The following is a 15,642-nucleotide window of genomic DNA, read 5'->3' on the forward strand; positions in this document are numbered from 1 at the left end:
GGCCCGCTCTCGACACCCCCCCCGCGCGGCCCGCACAATACCCGCCTCTTCATTCCGGCAGCCCGCCACCCGGCCATGAAAATCAGCGGCTTCACCTTCCTGCGCAATGGCAGCCTGCTCGGCTATCCCTATATCGAGAGCCTGAAGAGCCTGCTGCTGGTGGCCGACGAAGTGATCGTCGCGGTCGGCGAGAGCGTCGACGACACGCTGGAGCAGGTGCGCGCCATCGGCGACCCGCGCATCCGCATCATCGAGACGGTGTGGAACGAATCGATGCAGGACCGCGGCTTCGTGTATGCCCAGCAGAAGATGAGCGCCCAGTTTTCCTGCACCGGCGACTGGGCCTTCTACCTGGAGGGCGACGAGGTGATCCACGAAGACGATGCGCCGAAGATCCGCGCCGTCCTGGAAAGGCACCTGAACAACCCGAAGGTGGAAGCGCTGGCCTTCGACTATCACCACTTCTACGGCGCGCCCAACAAGGTGGCGCGCTCGCCGGCCTGGTACCGCAAGGCGGTGCGCGTCATCCGCAACAGCGTGCGCAACTACTCGCCGGACGGCCTGTTCTTCGTGGTGATGGAGCACAACAAGATCGGCCGCTACCCGCGCGCCGCGCTGGCCGGCGTGCCGATCTACCACTACGGCCATGTGCGCAAGTCCGCCGCGATGCAGGAGAAGATCAACCAGGTGTCGCGCTACTGGAAGCACACGCCCAAGCAACACAACTACGGCGCGATCGACCCGCAGACGGTGGTGCCGTTCGACGGCAGCCACCCACGGCTCGTGCAAGCCTGGCTGGCCGAGAATGCCGAGCAGCACTTCGAGCCCGACCCCGGCCACACCCTGACCCGCCGCGAGCGCAAGCACCGCTGGGTCATGAAGGTCGAGCGCCTGCTCGGCGGCGCGGACTTCACGCGCAAGCACTATTCACTCGTCAAAGACTGATGCTCACCCTCGATTCCCGGGCCTTGCCGCAGGTGGCCGACGAACAGCTCGGCACCTGGCAGCGACGCCTCCTGCTGGCCAGTGCCATCTTTGCCGGTCTGGCCATTCCGCTGTCGACCGCCGCACAGAACATCAGCACCGGTTTCCTGCTGCTGTGCTGCGTTTTCATGCGCCCCTTGCGCATGCAACTGCCGCGACTGGTCCGCGAACCCTTTCCGCTGGCCTGCCTGTCGCTGTTCCTGCTGATGACCGTCGCGCTGGCGTGGTCGTCGGCCAGCTGGGACGCCCGCCTGGAAATGCTGCCGCGCTTCCGCGAGTACCTGCTGGTGCCGGTATTCATGGCCTGCCTGCTGCATGCCGGCGCGCGGCGCGCGCTGGTGATTTCGTTCGCCGCGGCGACCTTCCTGTCGGTGCTGATGTCCTTCGGTCTCAGCGTGATGGGCCTGCATTTCCTCAACACGCTGCCGGCCCAGAACAGCTGGCCGGTTTTCCATTCGCATACCTATCACAACCTGTTCATCGCCTGGCTGGGCAGCGGCATCCTTGCCGCGCTGTGCTGCAAGGCGCTGGAGACACCGCTGCAGACGCGGCTGGCGTGGACGGCCCTGGCCCTGTGCGTGGCCAATGCCTATTTCTGGGTCGTGGGGCGCACCGGCCAGGGCCAGTTCCTGCTCATGCTGCTGTTCATCCTCGTGCGGCACCAGCCGCGCCGCTGGCTGGTGCCCGGAATCGTGGCGCTGGTGGCCTTGCCGGTCCTGCTCTACCTGGGGTCTGCCCACGTGCGCAAGGGCATCACGAACATGCAGCAGGACATCGTGCAGATGCAGGCCGGCAACTCGGACACCAGCATCGGGCTGCGCATCCTGTATGCCCGTAGCGCCGTGGCGCTGATCGGCGAAGCGCCCGTGTTCGGGCACGGCACCGGCGCCTACCCCGGGGAATACGCGAGGCTGACCGGCTACAGCAAGGGTAACCTCTCCAGCGGCCATCCCCACAACGACTACCTGTGGCTGTGGGCGGAGGCCGGCATCCTCGGCCCGCTGGCCCTGCTGGGCGTCCTGATCGGTCTGGTGCTGCAGGCCCGCAAGCTGCCGCGCCCGCAGCAGCTCTGGGTCGAGTCGCTGGCGCTGTGCATGGGAGTCGGCACCCTGCTGCATGCACTGTTTACCGACAACGTGTCCGGTGTCGGCTTTGCCGTGCTGGCGAGCGCGCTCAGCGCCGGGGCGCTGACGTCGTCACCCCCCCGGCCCGTGGCAGGCACACGGGCCTAGGCAGGCTCAGGCTGCTTCGGCCTCGCCCACGGTGGCGCTCAGGCGCCCCAGGCCGGCAATCTCGCCGACCATCGCGTCGCCCGCCACCACCGGACCGACGCCATGCGGCGTACCGGTGAAGATCAGGTCGCCGGCCTGCAGGCGGTAATGCAGCGACAGGTTGGCGATGATCTCCGGCAGCTTCCAGATCAGCTGCGAAATATCTGAATCCTGTTTCGTCTCGCCATTCACGGTGAGATGGATCCGCCCGCTCTCGATATGCCCGGTCTGCGCCACCGGATGCACCGGCCCGCAGGGCGTGGCGTGCTCGAAGGCCTTGCCCAGCTCCCAGGGCTGGTTCTTGCCGGCCAGCGCCTTCTGGACATCACGCTTCGTCATGTCCAGCCCGATGGCATAACCGAATACATGGGCCAGAGCCTGGTCCGGCGCAATGCCGTAGCCACCGGACTTCAGCGCCATGACCAGCTCCAGCTCGAAGTGCAGGTTCTGCGTGCCGGGCGGATAGGGCACGATGCCACCGTCCTGCACGATGCTGTCGGTCGGTTTCATGAAGAACACCGGTGGCTCGCGCTCATCGTTGCCCAGCTCGCGGATGTGTTCCAGGTAGTTGCGGCCCACACAGAAGATGCGGCGGACGGGAAAGCGGCCGCCACCTGCAACCGGCAGGCTGACGACGGCGGGCGGGGCGATGACGTATTCGGTGCTGCTCATGGCGGGTGCTCCGGTTGGACGAGCCACCATTCTCGCACCGCCGCCGACCGCGGCACCACCGACGGCGTCGGGCCAGGGCAACACGGCCCGTGGCGACGGGGCGGAGTGCGGCCGCGTCGGTTTCTCAAGCCCGCGCGGCCGGTGCCGTCAATACCGTTGTCCCCCGCCGAGGGGCGGGGAACCTGCTACACCGGATATTTGTCACGCGACAAACGATTGTGACCAGCCGGGACACCATCCGCGCAAGACGATTGGTAAAGTAGCCCCTACTCGAAAGGCTTGTGCCATGCCATTTGTCAGACGTTCTGCCGAAGGGAGCATCGTCGCCCTGCTCGACCGCGCAGGTGCGGATGCCGCGGAGGAGCTGCCGGCCAGCCATCCCGAAGTACGTGCTTTCCTGGGCCTGCAAGCCGAGGCGACGCACACGGAGCGTGGCTTCTCCGATCTCGATGCCGATTTCATCCGCGTCATGGAAGATCTCATCGACGTGCTGATCGAGAAAGGCGTACTGCGCCTGACCGACCTGCCGCCGCAGGCGCAACGCAAGCTGCTGGCCCGCAAGGACAAGCGCCGCCGCCTGCAAGGGGCTCTCAACCTGCTGGGCGGCGGCGACGTGATCTGACCCCGACCTGGTCGCCTCACCGGAAACCATCACTGGACGATGAACGATCCCGCCACTGCACCGTTGCAAGGCAAGACCGCCGGGCCCGCCGCCTGGCCTTCCGATCCGCATGCGACCCATGTGGATCCACTACTGGACTGCCTCGTCTTCCTGACCCGGGTGCATGGCAACCCGTGGACCGCCGAAGCCCTGTCCGCCGGCCTGCCACGCGCCGAGAACCTGCTGCCGCCGTCGCAGGTGCCGCGCGCCGCTGCCCGCGCCGGGCTGTCGGCGAGGCTGATCAAGGAATCCCTGCTCGACATCCCGCGCCACCTGCTGCCGGTGATCCTGGTGCTGAAGGACCGGCGCGCCTGCGTGCTGACCGAACGCCTGCCCAACGGCCTGCTGCGCGTCCACGACCCCGAGTCGCCGGAATCGGTCAGCGAGATGGCGCCCGAGCAGCTCATCGAGCACTACACCGGCACCGCCATCACGGTGCGGCCGCGTTTCCGTTTCGACACCCGCACCCAGCAACTGGCCAAGCTGCGCGGCAAGCACTGGTTCTGGAGCGCCATCTTCGCCAACTGGCGGCTGTACCGCGACGCCCTGCTCGCGGCCCTCGTGGTGAACATCTTCTCGGTGGTGTTCCCCATGTACTCCATGAACGTGTATGACCGCGTCGTACCCAACAACGCGGTCGAGACGCTATGGGTGCTGTCCATCGGCGCCATGCTGATGCTGCTCTTCGACTTCGCGCTGCGGACGATCCGCGCCCACATCATCGACAGCGCCAGCAAGCGCGTGGACGTGGTGCTGTCCGCCCGCATCATGGAGCGCGTGCTGGGTGTGAAGCTGGCCGCGCGGCCGGCGTCGGTCGGCTCGTTCGCCGCCAACCTGAAAGCCTTCGAGAGCGTGCGCGACTTCATCGCCTCGGCCACCGTCACCACGCTGATCGACCTGCCCTTCACCGTCCTGTTCCTGCTGGTGCTGGCGTGGATCTCGCCCTGGCTGATCCTCCCCCCGCTGGTGGGCATGTGCCTGGTCGTGCTGGGGGCGGCGCTGACGCAGCAGAAGATGCACGAGCTGACGGAGACCAGCTACCGCGCCAGCGCGCAGCGCAACGCCACGCTGATCGAGAGCCTGGTCGGCCTGGAGACGGTGAAGACCCTGTCGGCCGAAGGCGAGATCCAGCGCCGCTGGGAGCGCGCCACCCAGTTCATGGCACAGGTATCGACACGCGTGCGCCTGCTGTCGTCCTCCACCGTCAACTTCGCGCAGTTCATCCAGCAACTGGTGTCGGTCACCATCATCATGGTGGGCGTCTACCTGTTGTCGGAAGGCAAGATGAGCATGGGCGGCATCATCGCCGCCGGCATGCTGGCGGGACGCGCGATGGCACCGCTGGGCGCGGTGGCCGGCCTGATGATGCAGTTCCAGGGCGCGCGCACCGGCCTTACCGCGGTGGAGAACCAGATGGAGCTGCCGGTCGAGCGACCGGAAGAAGCGCCCTTCGTCCACCGCGCGGCCTTCCGCGGCGACATCGAGTTCAAGGAGGTCAGCTTCGCCTACCCGGGCCGTGACCAGAACGCGCTGCGCCGGGTGAGCTTCCGCATCAAGGCTGGCGAGAAAGTGGGCGTCATCGGTCGCGTCGGCTCCGGCAAGACGACCATCGAGAAACTGGTGCTGGGCCTCTATCACCCCACCGAGGGCGCGGTACTCATCGACGGCGTGGATGCCCGCCAGATCGACCCGGCAGAGCTTCGCCGCGCCATCGGCTTCGTGTCGCAGGACGTCACGCTGTTCTTCGGATCGCTGCGCCAGAACATCGCGCTCGGCGCCCCCTTCGCCGATGACCACGCGATCCTCACTGCGGCGGAGATCGCCGGCGTCACCGAGTTCGCCAACGCGCACCCGCAGGGCTTCGACATGCCGATCGGCGAGCGCGGCGAATCCCTGTCGGGCGGCCAGCGCCAGGCGGTCGGCATCGCCCGCGCGCTGATCAACGATCCGCCCATCCTGGTGCTGGACGAACCTTCCAGCAGCATGGACCACCAGAGCGAGGAGCAACTGCGCCAGCGGCTGCGCAGCTACGCAGCCTCCAAGACGGTGTTGCTGGTGACCCACCGCACCTCGCTGCTCGACCTCGTCGAACGCCTCATCGTCATCGACGCCGGCACCGTCGTGGCCGACGGTCCGAAGGCCCAGGTCATCGAGGCCCTGCAGCATGGCCGCGTCGGGAGGGCGAACTGATGAAGGCGCATTTCGACCGTTTCTTCGACCGCCTCTACGCACGCTTCTCCCCCGCTTTCGACCGCCTCATGGATGGCGTGGAGAAGAGCGAGCTGCACGACGACACCGACTTCGAACGCGATGCCGAATGGGCGATGCACGAGCAGCGCCAGCGCGGCGCCCGTGCGGCGGTGTGGATCACCGCGCTGGCACTGCTGGTGTTCTTCATCTGGGCCGCGTTCGCCGAGCTGGATGAAGTCACCCGCGGGGAAGGCAAGGTCATCCCCTCGCGTCAGATCCAGGTCATCCAGAGCCTGGATGGCGGCATCGTTTCCGAGATCCTGGTGCGCGAAGGCCAGTCGGTACAGGCCGGCCAGTTGCTGGCGAAGATCGACCCGACGCGTTTCGTCTCCAGCCTGAAGGAGAATCGCGCCGAATACCTGGCCCTGCTCGCCAAGGCCGCCCGCCTGCAGGCAGTGGCCGACGGCTCGGCCTTCGTCGCACCGGAAGAAGCATTGAAGGAAGTGCCCCAGCTCGTCGAACAGGAACGCGCGCTGTACGAATCCAAGCGCGCCGAACTGGGCGCCAACGTGTCCATCGCCGAGCAGCAACTGGCCCAGCGCAGCCAGGAACTCAACGAAGTCCGCGCCAAGCGCGAATCGGCCACGCGCAGCTTCGAGCTGACCCAGCAGGAGCTGGAGAAGACCCGCCCGCTGCTGCGCACCGGGGCCGTGTCCGACGTCGAACTGCTGCGCCTGGAGCGCGACGTGGCGCGCTACCGTGGCGAGCGGGACTCGGCCAACGCCACCATTCCGCGCATCGAGGCCTCGATCACCGAAGCGCGCCGCAAGATCCAGGAGGTGGAACTGAATTTCCGCAACCTGGCCCGCTCCGAACTCTCCGAGATCAACGCCAAGGTCGGTCGCCTGTCCGAAGGCAGCGTGGGCCTGGCCGACCGCGTGAAGCAATCCGAGATCCGCTCGCCGGTACGCGGCACGGTCAACCAGTTGCTGGTCAACACGGTGGGCGGTGTGGTCCAGCCCGGCAAGGAAGTCATGGAGATCGTCCCGACCGACGACACCCTGCTGCTGGAAGCCCGGGTATCGCCGCGCGACATCGCCTTCCTGCGGCCGGGGCAGCCTGCGCTGGTGAAGTTCACCGCCTACGACTTCGCCACCTATGGCGGCATGGACGCGGAGCTGGTGCACATCGGCGCCGACACCGTCACCGACGACAAGGGCAATGCCTTCTACATCGTGCGGGTGCGCACCAAGGAAAGCACGCTGGGCCAGCGCCACCTGCCGATCATTCCCGGCATGGTGGCGGAGGTCGATATCCTCACCGGCAAGAAATCCATCCTGGCCTACCTGTTCAAACCCGTGCTGCGGGCGCAACAGCGCGCGCTCACCGAACGCTGAAAAACGACTCACGGACCAATGGCTGTCACCGCCCTCTGCTTGCTGAGCCGCGACGAAACCCTGTTTGCCCGCCTGCGTGCCGCTGCCGGCAGCCGCCCCGCTCACCGCCTGTCCAACCCTGCCGCGCTGGACAGCCTGGCCGCCGGCACGCTGGTGGTGGTGGACAGCGCGCTGCCCGGCCTGCCGGCGCTGGGCGACGCGCGCTGGCGCCACTGGTGCGGGCACCTGAGCCTGATCCTCGCCAGCAGCACGCCGAGCGATGCGGAGGGGCTGGCGGCGCTGGAATGCGGCGCGGCCGGCTACTGCCATGCCTATGCCGCGGTGGAGACGCTGCAGCAGGTGATCGAAGTGGTGGCCAGCGGTGAGCTGTGGGTGGGCCGCAGCCTGCTGGGGCGTCTGATCGGTGGGCTGGGCCGCGGCCTGGAGTCCCGCCCCGCGCCACCGGTGGATTGGGCCGCTGCACTCACCGAGCGGGAGCGCGAAGTCGCGCGGATGGCCGCCATGGGCGACGCCAATGCTCGCATCGCCATCCACCTCGGCATCACCGAACGCACCGTGAAGGCCCACCTCAGCGCGATCTTCGACAAGCTGCAGGTCGACGACCGCCTGCAACTGGCGCTGAAGGTCCACGGCATCCGCTGAAGCGCAGGGCAGGCTCCGTCGCAAGGTACAATCGCCGCGACCCGAGCCCGCCCTTGTTCCCCATGTCTGCATCCACTCTCCTGCGCAGCCTCGTGCTGGCGCTGCTGCTCTCCCTCGCTGCCTGTGGTTTCAAGCTGCGCGGTGTGCAGCAGCTGCCCTTCGACAGCATCTACCTGGACATGAATGCCTATTCCGAATTTGCCGCCAGCATCAAGCGGCAGATCCAGGCCAATGGCAGCCGCGTGACCGAACGGCGCGAGGACGCGCAGGTGCGCCTGGTCGTCGTGCAGGACGCGCGCGAGAAACACATCCTGACCCTGAACACGTCCGGCACCGTGCGCGAGTACCAGCTGCGCCAGCGTTTCGGTTTCCGCCTCATCGACGCGCACGGCCGCGAGCTGATGCCACTGAACGAGATCTACGTGTTCCGCGACATCAGCTTCAACGACAACCAGACCCTCGCCAAGGAACAGGAAGAAGTCCTGCTCTACCGCGACATGGAAAACGATGTGGTGACCCAGTTGCTGCGCCGGCTCGGCAAGGCCCCGGCACCGCAACCCGCCCCGGCGGACGCCACCTCCGCACCCGCCGCCACGAAGTAGCAGCGCCGCCATGAGCCCTGACCAGCTCGCAGCCCAGCTCGGCCGCGACCTCGCGCCGCTATACGTATTGCATGGCGACGAACCGCTGCTGGTCATCGAGGCGGCCGACACGATCCGCGCCGCTGCGCGTGCCCAGGGCGTGCTGGAGCGCGAAGTGATGGTCGTGACCACCGGCTTCAAATGGCGCGAGCTGGAACTCACGGCCGGCAACCTGTCCCTGTTCGGCGACCGCAAGCTCGTCGACCTGCGCATCCCCACCGGCAAGCCGGGACGCGAAGGCGGCGAGGTCCTGCAGCGCTACGCCCGCAACCTCGACCCCAGCGGCGGCACCATCACCCTGGTGACCCTGCCGCAACTGGACTGGGCCGCCAGGAAGAGCGCCTGGGTCGTCGCCCTGCTGGAAGCCGGCACCGAAGTGGAATGCAACGCGCCACCGCTCGCGGAGTTGCCGCGCTGGATCGCCGGCCGCCTGGCACGCCAGGGGCAGCGCGCACCGCAGGACGCCCTGCTGTTCATTGCCGAGCACGTCGAGGGCAACCTGCTTGCCGCCCACCAGGAAATCCAGAAGCTCGGCCTGCTGCACGGCGAGGGCGAACTGAGCCTGGAGCAGGTGCAGGACGCGGTGCTGCGCGTGGCGCGCTACGACACCGAAAAACTGCGCACCGCCCTGCTGGACGGCGATGCCGCGCGCTGCGCACGCCTGCTGGAAGGCCTGAAGGGCGAAGGCGCCGCCACGCCGCTGGTGCTGTGGACCATGGCCAACGAGATTCGCACCTTGGCCCGCATCCGCAACGCGGTGGACGGCGGCTTGCCGCCGGATGCCGCCCTGAAGGCCGAGCGCGTGTTCGGCCCGCGCCAGGCGCAATGCCGCCGCGCCATCCAGCGCCTGCGCGGCGCCACGCTGCGCAGCGCCCTGATGCATGCAGCCCGCATCGACCGCATGGTCAAGGGGCTGGTGCAGGGCGATGTCTGGGACGAATTCCTGCAACTGGCCTTGCGCGTATCGGTGCGCTGAACGCGCCCGGTCAATCCCGGGCGGGATCACCCGCTCCCGAAGTGCCCCGCTCCCTTTCCCACGTTTTTTCCCGCGACTAGCGCAGCCGGCATTGCCCGAACTCGCAGCGAATGCTCAGGCTGCGCGCACCGCAGTTCGCCCGATATACCTCCACACCGGTTGATTGCTCGACCAGCTGCACCGTTGGTGGCGCGCCATTCGCGTCGCGACAGCCCTCGGCGCTCGCCACCCGTTCCGCCGCGTACTCCAGGCGCCCCCGCGGCAGCGGTGCCGCCGGGCTGACCACGGTCTCCTTCACCACCGGAGCCTGCTGCACCGGAACGGCCTGCGGCACCGGAGCCGGCACGACCGGTGCGGGTGCGGGTGCGGGTGCGGGTGCGGGTGCGGGTGCGGGTGCGGGTGCGGGTGCGGGTGCGGGTGCGGGTGCGGGTGCGGGTGCGGGTGCGGGTGCGGGCAGGATGGTTGGCGCCGGCGCAGACGACGTCAAGGGCAAGATGGCCGGAGCCGGAGCCGGAGCCGGAGCCGCCAGCACGGTCGGACGCGGCCGCAGGCCGGCGGCCACGTCGACGAGGCGACTGTCGCGCACGGCACGCATGCCGGCCTCCAGGTCGTCCTCGATCATCTGGGCACGCGGCGAAGCAAAGCCCTGCAGCAGGGTCTGCCGTACGAAGAGGCTCTCTCCCTGGATCGCCAGGAAGCCCAGCGAGGCGTCATTTTCCGCACGCGACAACAAGGTGTGGCGGCCTGGTTCCAGTTCGAGGGCCAGGTAGGTCCGCGCGTCCAGAAACCCCGCCGGCTGCCCGTCCAGCCACACCGCGACCCGCGCGGCAGCGGCCTGCGACGGATCTCGATAGACATACACATAGGATCGGGCGCCCGGCGAAGGGAAGCGCTTCAGTTGCGCGTCGAGCCCCTCGTCACGTTCCGGCAGGCCGCCGCAGGCCGCCAGCATCGCCGCCACCCAGACGACCAGCCAGCATGTCAGATGCTTTGTCATTTGAAGCCCCGTGTTTTTGCGTTTTCTTCGCCGGCCGCGCCGGTCCGTTCAAAATACTTAGCAATCATGCTCTTAGGGTTGCCCTCGCTTGCCGGCAGGCAGGCAAGCGCCGACAATCGGGCACGCCCACCCGAGCATTCAGGCACAGGCGCTGGCCGTATCGCTGGCCTCGCGATATCCTTTCTGCATATTTCGCAACATCGTTCCATGCTGCGTCACGCCCTGCTCCTGTTCGCTGTCTGGCTTCACTGCGCGCCCGCGCTGGCGGGTGAAACGCTGCGCGTGCTGGCCTGGCCCGGCTATGCCGACCGCGATCTGGTGCGGGTCTTCGAGATCCGCCACGACGTCACGGTCGAAGTCACCTTCATCGGTGACGACGACGAATTGTGGCAGCGGGCCTCGTCCAACGACGGCGCCAACTTCGACGTGATGGCCGTCAACACGGCCGAGCTGCGTCGCTACCTGGACAAGACGCTGCTGCAGCCGGTCCGTACGAAGAACATCCCGAACACGCGCAACCAGCTGCCCCGCTTCCGCGAACTCGGCGCGGTTCCCGGGCTGATCCACGAAGGCGAGCCCTACGGCATCCCCTTCGCCTATGGTGCCATGGGCCTGATCTACAACCGCCAGTTGGTGAAGCAGGCGCCCACGTCGATGAGTGCGCTGTGGGACCCTCGCTGGAAAGGCAAGGTCCTGGCCTACAGCGGCAGCAGCCACAGCTTCAGCTTCACCGCGCTGACGATGGGGGTGAAGAACCCGTTCCAGCTCAGCCAGAACCAGTTCGTCGAAGTCGTGCACCGCCTCAGCCGGCTGCGCGACAACGCCCAGCTTTTCTACAGCCGCCCCGAGGAAGTGGTCGACAGCTTCCGCAACAAGGAGGTGGCGCTGGTGTTCGCCAACTACGGCGACCAGCAGGTGCAGTTGCTGCGCCGCGCCGGTGCAGACGTCGGTTACGTCATCCCGCAGGAAGGCGCACTGGCCTGGCTGGACGTGTGGGCGGTGCTGCGCGGTGCGCGCGACCGCAATCTGGCCGAGGCCTGGATCAATCACATGCTGAGCTCCGGCGTCAGCGGCGCGCTGACCGAGCGTCAGGGCCTGGCCAATACGCTGACGTCCATGAGCGATGGCAGGCACAACCGCGACAAGCTGGTCTGGCTGGAGCCGGTGGAAGACGTTACCAAGCGCGCCCAGCTGTGGGAACGGATCATGTCGGTGGCGCCGCGCGCGCCACGCTGACCATCGCCGGGCGCGGCAGGCAGCGCGTCGCCAGCAGGCCCATCACCACGCACACCACCGCAAGGCTCATGAACACCGGCACCAGGCCGACACCGTCCGCCGCACGGCCGATGGCGATGGTGCCCAGCGGCGCGGGAATGATGGAGACGAAACGCATGCTGGTGACCATGCGCCCCAGCAGGGCGTCCGGTGTCACGGCCTGGCGCAGGCTCAGGTAGTTCACGACGTAGACGGCCGCGCCACAGTCGAACACCATCAGGCCGAGCCCCGCGCCCCAGGCGGCCAGGGCCCAATCCGCACGCGGCAGCGCGTACAGGCACAGGCCTGCGCCGGCGAGCAGCACCCCCGCGGCCAGCGCGCGGCGGATCCCGAAACGCCGCTCCAGCCAGTGCGCCAGCGGCGCCCCTGCCAGGCCACCCAGCGCACCCAGCGTGTTGATCAGTGCAATGTCGCCGGCCGCCAGCGACAGGTTGCGTGCGGCGTGCAACACGTACAGCGCGCGGAACGCATCCGACACGATGATCCACAGCGCCACGATCCACACCAGCGAGCGCAGCGTCGGCGTGCGCCACACCAGCACCAGCCCTTCGCGCATCTGTGCCAGCCAGGACACGCCGGCCGCCACGGCGTTGATCACCTCGCGATGACGGATGCTCGCCACCAGCATCGCCGAGCAGACGAAGCTCAAGGCGTCCACGGTCACCGCCATGGGCGCTCCCACCATCGCAACCAACGCAGCGGCAATGGCAGGGCCGATGACCAGGGCCACGGAAGAAGCCGCCGACAACTTGCTGTTGGCGAGCACCAGCCGCTCCCGCCCGACCAGTTGCGTGGTGAACACCTGCAGGGCGGAGCCGCCGATGGCCTCGGTGCTGGACACGACGAAACCGACCACGCACAACAAGGGCATCGACAGGAAATCGAACATGGCTCCCAGCGGCACCAGCGCCAGCCCGGCCGCCGCACTCAGGTCGAACAGGACGGCGATGCGACGCTTGTGCGCGCGGTCGATCCACACACCGGCGGGCAAGCCCACCGTCACGAAGGGCAACAGCTGGCACGCCGCCAGGATGCCCATGTCGGTCGCACTCGCGTTCAGCAACTGCACCGCGGTGAGCGGCAGCGCCATCTGCGAGATCGAGGTGCCCAGCACGGTCAGCGTGGTGGCCAGGAAGAGGCGCAGGAAATTGCGGTCACGCCACAGGCTGTCGGCGGGCAGGGACATCACGGGTGCGGCGGTGCTGGCGGAAAGGGCGCGCAGTGTGTGCCGGCCCGCCGCGGCGGGTCAAGGCCCGCCCCTGCGCCCGGCCGAAAAGTTAACTTGGCAATCCGGATGAAGGTGGTTACACTCCCGCCCCTCATCTTGCCGACCAATCAAGGAACCCAGAAATGCCGGGTGTACGCGTCAAAGAAAACGAGCCGTTCGAAGTCGCCATTCGCCGCTTCAAGCGCACCATCGAAAAAGCTGGCCTGCTGACCGAACTGCGCGCCCGTGAGTTCTACGAAAAGCCGACCTCCGAGCGCAAGCGCAAGAAAGCTGCTGCCGTGAAGCGCCTGCACAAGCGCCTGCGCAGCCAGCAACTGCCGCCGAAGCTGTACTGATCGGCCTGCGCCCCGCAATCGCGGCGGCGCTCAGCAAAGTACGAGGCAAAAAGCCTGAAATGGCCCGGCCCCCGCGAGGGTAGCCGGGTTTTTCTGTTTGTCGTTCCTACCTCGCAGCCAAGGAGCTTGCCGTGTCGCTGAAAGACCAGATCAACGAAGACATGAAGACCGCCATGCGCGCCAAGGAAACCGCGCGCCTGGGTGCCATCCGCCTGCTGCTGGCCGCGATCAAGCAGAAGGAAGTGGATGAGCGCGTGACGCTGGACGACGCGGCGGTGATCGCGATCGTCGACAAGCTCATCAAGCAGCGCAAGGACTCCATCAGCCAGTACGACAGCGCCGGCCGCCAGGACCTGGCGGATGCCGAGCGTTTCGAGCTGGATGTCCTGTCGGCCTACAAGCCGGCCGGCCTGTCCGACGCCGAGATCGACGCCGCCGTGGCCGCCGCCATCGCGCAGACCGGCGCCGCCGGCCCCGCCGACATGGGCAAGGTCATGGCCGTGGTGAAGCCGCAACTCGCCGGCCGCGCGGACATGGGCCAGGTGTCGGGCAAGATCAAGGCAGCCCTCGCCAAGTGACCTCACGCCCGCCGCGGCGATGATCCCCGAATCATTCATCCAGGAAGTGCTCGCCCGGGTCGACATCGTCGATCTGATCGAGCGTTACGTGCCGCTGAAAAAAGGCGGTGCGAACTACTCTGCCTGCTGCCCTTTCCACAACGAGAAATCGCCCAGCTTCACGGTAAGTCCCACCAAGCAGTTCTATCACTGCTTCGGTTGCGGCGCCCACGGCACGGCAGTGGGCTTCCTGATGGAATACGCCGGCATGAGCTTTCGCGATGCGATTCGCGAACTCGCCGGCCAGGTCGGCATGACAGTGCCGGAGGAAACCGGTGCGCCCACTGCGCAGGAGCGCGCGCAGACGCAGTCCCTGCTGCAGGTGATGGACACCGCGATGAACTTCTACCGCGCCAGCCTGAAGCGGTCCCCGCAGGCCATTGACTACTTCAAGTCGCGCGGCCTCACCGGCGAGATCGCCGCACGCTTTCAACTGGGCTACGCACCGGACGACTGGCAGCCCTTGCAAGGGGCCTTCCAGCGCTACGACGACAACGCGCTGCTGGAGGCTGGCCTGGTCATCCAGAACGACACCGGCCGACGCTATGACCGCTTCCGCGATCGCGTGATGTTTCCGATCCACGACCAGCGCGGCAACGTCATCGGCTTCGGCGGGCGCGTCATCGGCGCGGGCGAGCCGAAGTACCTGAACTCGCCGGAGACTCCGCTGTTCCAGAAAGGCAGCGAGCTGTACGGCCTGCACCAGGCACGCCAGGCGATCCGCGAGAGCGGCCTGGTCGTGGTGACGGAGGGCTACATGGACGTGGTGGCACTCGCCCAGTACGGCTTTCCGAATGCAGTGGCGGCGCTGGGCACGGCGACGACGCCGGTGCACATCCAGAAACTGATGCGGCAAGCGGAGCGCATCGTCTTCTGCTTCGACGGCGACAAGGCGGGTCGCAAGGCCGCACACCGCGCGCTGGACGCCAGCATCGAACAACTGGCCGACGACCACAGCATCGCCTTCCTGTTCCTGCCGCCTGAGCACGACCCCGACAGCTACGTGCGCGAACAGGGCCTGGAAGCCTGGCGCCGCGCGCTCGACGGCGCGATGCCGCTCACCGAATTCCTGATGCATACGCTGAAGGACGACATCGAGCTCACCACCGCAGAAGGACGGGCGCGGCTGGTCCACGAAGCCAAGGGCGTGGTGCCACGCATTCCGGCACCGATGCTGCGCCTGCAGATGATCCGCCAGATCGCGCAGGACGCCGGGCTGGAGGTCGCTGAAGTCGAACGGGCCTTCGGCCTCAAGCCCAGCGGCGGAAACGGGCGCGGAAAACAGGCACCGCCGCGCCTTCCGCGTGCGGCCGTACTCGGACCGGTACAGCAGATGTTGCGCCTGCTGAGCACCCATCCCGACCTCGTCGGTCGCCTGCCATCGGATGCACTGGCGATGCTGGGCGACACACCGGAAGCAACCGTGCTGCAGGCATTGATCGACGCGCACGACGACGGCTCGCTCGACTCCCGCAGCCTCGCCATCCTGTACGAACGCTGGCGCGACACGCCGCAGGAAAACGTCATCGCCGACCTGCTGCAGGCCAGCGAGGAACTGGCCGCCGATAGCGAGGCCGCGCCGGACATCCTCGAGGGCTTGCTGAACAACCTGCGTCGCGGCGATGTGGAGAGAGCGTTCGACACCCTCCAGCGGCGCCTGGCCTCCGGCGACGCGCTCAGCGCCGACGAGATGCAACAGTACAAGGCGCTTCTATTGCAAAAACAGAAACTTAAGTCTGGACAGTCAGACTGAAGT

The 15,642-nt window shown here is 67.5% G+C and carries 15 protein-coding genes; 12 read left to right on the plus strand and 3 right to left on the minus strand.

Features of this window, described 5'->3' with window-relative positions; translation table 11 throughout:
* Positions 1-75: 75 nt before the first annotated feature.
* Both VVD47_RS08610 and VVD47_RS08615 read left to right on the plus strand, forming a co-directional pair.
* Complete coding sequence (locus tag VVD47_RS08610; RefSeq protein WP_327602993.1) at positions 76-945, plus strand: hypothetical protein; 870 nt, start codon at positions 76-78, stop codon at positions 943-945.
* Complete coding sequence (locus VVD47_RS08615) at positions 945-2,216, plus strand: O-antigen ligase family protein (protein ID WP_327602994.1); 1,272 nt, start codon at positions 945-947, stop codon at positions 2,214-2,216. Before VVD47_RS08610 ends, VVD47_RS08615 begins: the two co-directional genes overlap by 1 nt.
* A 6-nt stretch (positions 2,217-2,222) precedes the next feature.
* Here the strand turns inward: VVD47_RS08615 and VVD47_RS08620 are convergent, their stop codons facing one another.
* Positions 2,223-2,927 (minus strand): fumarylacetoacetate hydrolase family protein, encoded by a 705-nt coding sequence (locus VVD47_RS08620; RefSeq protein WP_327602995.1) that lies wholly within the window; start codon positions 2,925-2,927, stop codon positions 2,223-2,225.
* Positions 2,928-3,213: 286 nt separating this feature from the next.
* Between VVD47_RS08620 and VVD47_RS08625 the strand changes: the two genes are divergently transcribed.
* The 6 genes from VVD47_RS08625 (at position 3,214) to holA (ending at position 9,434) form a co-directional block, all read left to right on the plus strand.
* Positions 3,214-3,549 carry a hypothetical protein gene (locus VVD47_RS08625; protein ID WP_327602996.1) on the plus strand — a complete coding sequence of 112 codons (336 nt, stop codon included), beginning with the start codon at positions 3,214-3,216 and terminating at the stop codon, positions 3,547-3,549.
* A 39-nt stretch (positions 3,550-3,588) separates the two neighbouring features.
* Complete coding sequence (locus VVD47_RS08630) at positions 3,589-5,778, plus strand: type I secretion system permease/ATPase (RefSeq protein ID WP_327602997.1); 2,190 nt, start codon at positions 3,589-3,591, stop codon at positions 5,776-5,778.
* The gene (locus tag VVD47_RS08635; RefSeq protein ID WP_327602998.1) at positions 5,778-7,175 is read left to right on the plus strand and encodes an HlyD family type I secretion periplasmic adaptor subunit; all 1,398 of its coding nucleotides are present in this window, start codon (positions 5,778-5,780) and stop codon (positions 7,173-7,175) included. Before VVD47_RS08630 ends, VVD47_RS08635 begins: the two co-directional genes overlap by 1 nt.
* A gap of 18 nt (positions 7,176-7,193) precedes the next feature.
* Positions 7,194-7,817, plus strand: coding sequence for a response regulator transcription factor (locus VVD47_RS08640; protein ID WP_327602999.1), 624 nt, complete (start codon positions 7,194-7,196; stop codon positions 7,815-7,817).
* 62 nt (positions 7,818-7,879) lie between these two features.
* Positions 7,880-8,419 carry an LPS-assembly lipoprotein LptE gene (locus tag VVD47_RS08645; protein WP_327603000.1) on the plus strand — a complete coding sequence of 180 codons (540 nt, stop codon included), beginning with the start codon at positions 7,880-7,882 and terminating at the stop codon, positions 8,417-8,419.
* Positions 8,420-8,429: 10 nt separating this feature from the next.
* The gene (gene holA, locus VVD47_RS08650) at positions 8,430-9,434 is read left to right on the plus strand and encodes a DNA polymerase III subunit delta (protein WP_327603001.1); all 1,005 of its coding nucleotides are present in this window, start codon (positions 8,430-8,432) and stop codon (positions 9,432-9,434) included.
* A 76-nt stretch (positions 9,435-9,510) separates the two neighbouring features.
* On the opposite strand, the gene VVD47_RS08655 is transcribed toward holA, so the two are convergent.
* Positions 9,511-10,431 carry a hypothetical protein gene (locus tag VVD47_RS08655; protein ID WP_327603002.1) on the minus strand — a complete coding sequence of 307 codons (921 nt, stop codon included), beginning with the start codon at positions 10,429-10,431 and terminating at the stop codon, positions 9,511-9,513.
* Between the two features lie 207 nt (positions 10,432-10,638).
* Between VVD47_RS08655 and VVD47_RS08660 the strand changes: the two genes are divergently transcribed.
* A complete protein-coding gene (locus VVD47_RS08660) occupies positions 10,639-11,667 on the plus strand; it encodes an extracellular solute-binding protein (RefSeq protein ID WP_327603003.1) in 1,029 nt (342 codons plus the stop codon).
* Here VVD47_RS08660 and VVD47_RS08665 read toward each other — a convergent pair.
* Positions 11,636-12,892: an MFS transporter gene (locus VVD47_RS08665; protein WP_327603004.1), complete on the minus strand. Its 1,257-nt coding sequence runs from the start codon at positions 12,890-12,892 to the stop codon at positions 11,636-11,638. The genes VVD47_RS08660 and VVD47_RS08665 overlap by 32 nt on opposite strands.
* A gap of 164 nt (positions 12,893-13,056) precedes the next feature.
* Between VVD47_RS08665 and rpsU the strand changes: the two genes are divergently transcribed.
* The 3 genes from rpsU to dnaG all read left to right on the plus strand — a co-directional run bounded on the left by rpsU (position 13,057) and on the right by dnaG (position 15,639).
* On the plus strand, positions 13,057-13,269 hold the full coding sequence (gene rpsU / locus VVD47_RS08670) for a 30S ribosomal protein S21 (protein ID WP_327603005.1): 213 nt from the start codon (positions 13,057-13,059) through the stop codon (positions 13,267-13,269).
* A 131-nt stretch (positions 13,270-13,400) separates the two neighbouring features.
* The gene (locus VVD47_RS08675; protein ID WP_327603006.1) at positions 13,401-13,847 is read left to right on the plus strand and encodes a GatB/YqeY domain-containing protein; all 447 of its coding nucleotides are present in this window, start codon (positions 13,401-13,403) and stop codon (positions 13,845-13,847) included.
* 19 nt (positions 13,848-13,866) lie between these two features.
* Positions 13,867-15,639: a DNA primase gene (gene dnaG / locus VVD47_RS08680; RefSeq protein WP_327603007.1), complete on the plus strand. Its 1,773-nt coding sequence runs from the start codon at positions 13,867-13,869 to the stop codon at positions 15,637-15,639.
* Positions 15,640-15,642 lie beyond the last annotated feature (3 nt).

The organism is Uliginosibacterium sp. H1 (assembly GCF_036017065.1).
Taxonomy (GTDB): domain Bacteria; phylum Pseudomonadota; class Gammaproteobacteria; order Burkholderiales; family Rhodocyclaceae; genus Uliginosibacterium.

What these genes read in the sequence shown, in the direction of transcription:
- VVD47_RS08610 (WP_327602993.1), top strand. Translation starts at nt 76, where the DNA reads ATGAAAATCAGCGGCTTCACCTTCCTGCGCAATGGCAGCCTGCTCGGC.
- VVD47_RS08615 (WP_327602994.1), top strand. Translation starts at nt 945, where the DNA reads ATGCTCACCCTCGATTCCCGGGCCTTGCCGCAGGTGGCCGACGAACAG.
- VVD47_RS08620 (WP_327602995.1), bottom strand. Translation starts at nt 2,927, where the DNA reads ATGAGCAGCACCGAATACGTCATCGCCCCGCCCGCCGTCGTCAGCCTG.
- VVD47_RS08625 (WP_327602996.1), top strand. Translation starts at nt 3,214, where the DNA reads ATGCCATTTGTCAGACGTTCTGCCGAAGGGAGCATCGTCGCCCTGCTC.
- VVD47_RS08630 (WP_327602997.1), top strand. Translation starts at nt 3,589, where the DNA reads ATGAACGATCCCGCCACTGCACCGTTGCAAGGCAAGACCGCCGGGCCC.
- VVD47_RS08635 (WP_327602998.1), top strand. Translation starts at nt 5,778, where the DNA reads ATGAAGGCGCATTTCGACCGTTTCTTCGACCGCCTCTACGCACGCTTC.
- VVD47_RS08640 (WP_327602999.1), top strand. Translation starts at nt 7,194, where the DNA reads ATGGCTGTCACCGCCCTCTGCTTGCTGAGCCGCGACGAAACCCTGTTT.
- VVD47_RS08645 (WP_327603000.1), top strand. Translation starts at nt 7,880, where the DNA reads ATGTCTGCATCCACTCTCCTGCGCAGCCTCGTGCTGGCGCTGCTGCTC.
- holA (WP_327603001.1), top strand. Translation starts at nt 8,430, where the DNA reads ATGAGCCCTGACCAGCTCGCAGCCCAGCTCGGCCGCGACCTCGCGCCG.
- VVD47_RS08655 (WP_327603002.1), bottom strand. Translation starts at nt 10,431, where the DNA reads ATGACAAAGCATCTGACATGCTGGCTGGTCGTCTGGGTGGCGGCGATG.
- VVD47_RS08660 (WP_327603003.1), top strand. Translation starts at nt 10,639, where the DNA reads ATGCTGCGTCACGCCCTGCTCCTGTTCGCTGTCTGGCTTCACTGCGCG.
- VVD47_RS08665 (WP_327603004.1), bottom strand. Translation starts at nt 12,892, where the DNA reads ATGTCCCTGCCCGCCGACAGCCTGTGGCGTGACCGCAATTTCCTGCGC.
- rpsU (WP_327603005.1), top strand. Translation starts at nt 13,057, where the DNA reads ATGCCGGGTGTACGCGTCAAAGAAAACGAGCCGTTCGAAGTCGCCATT.
- dnaG (WP_327603007.1), top strand. Translation starts at nt 13,867, where the DNA reads ATGATCCCCGAATCATTCATCCAGGAAGTGCTCGCCCGGGTCGACATC.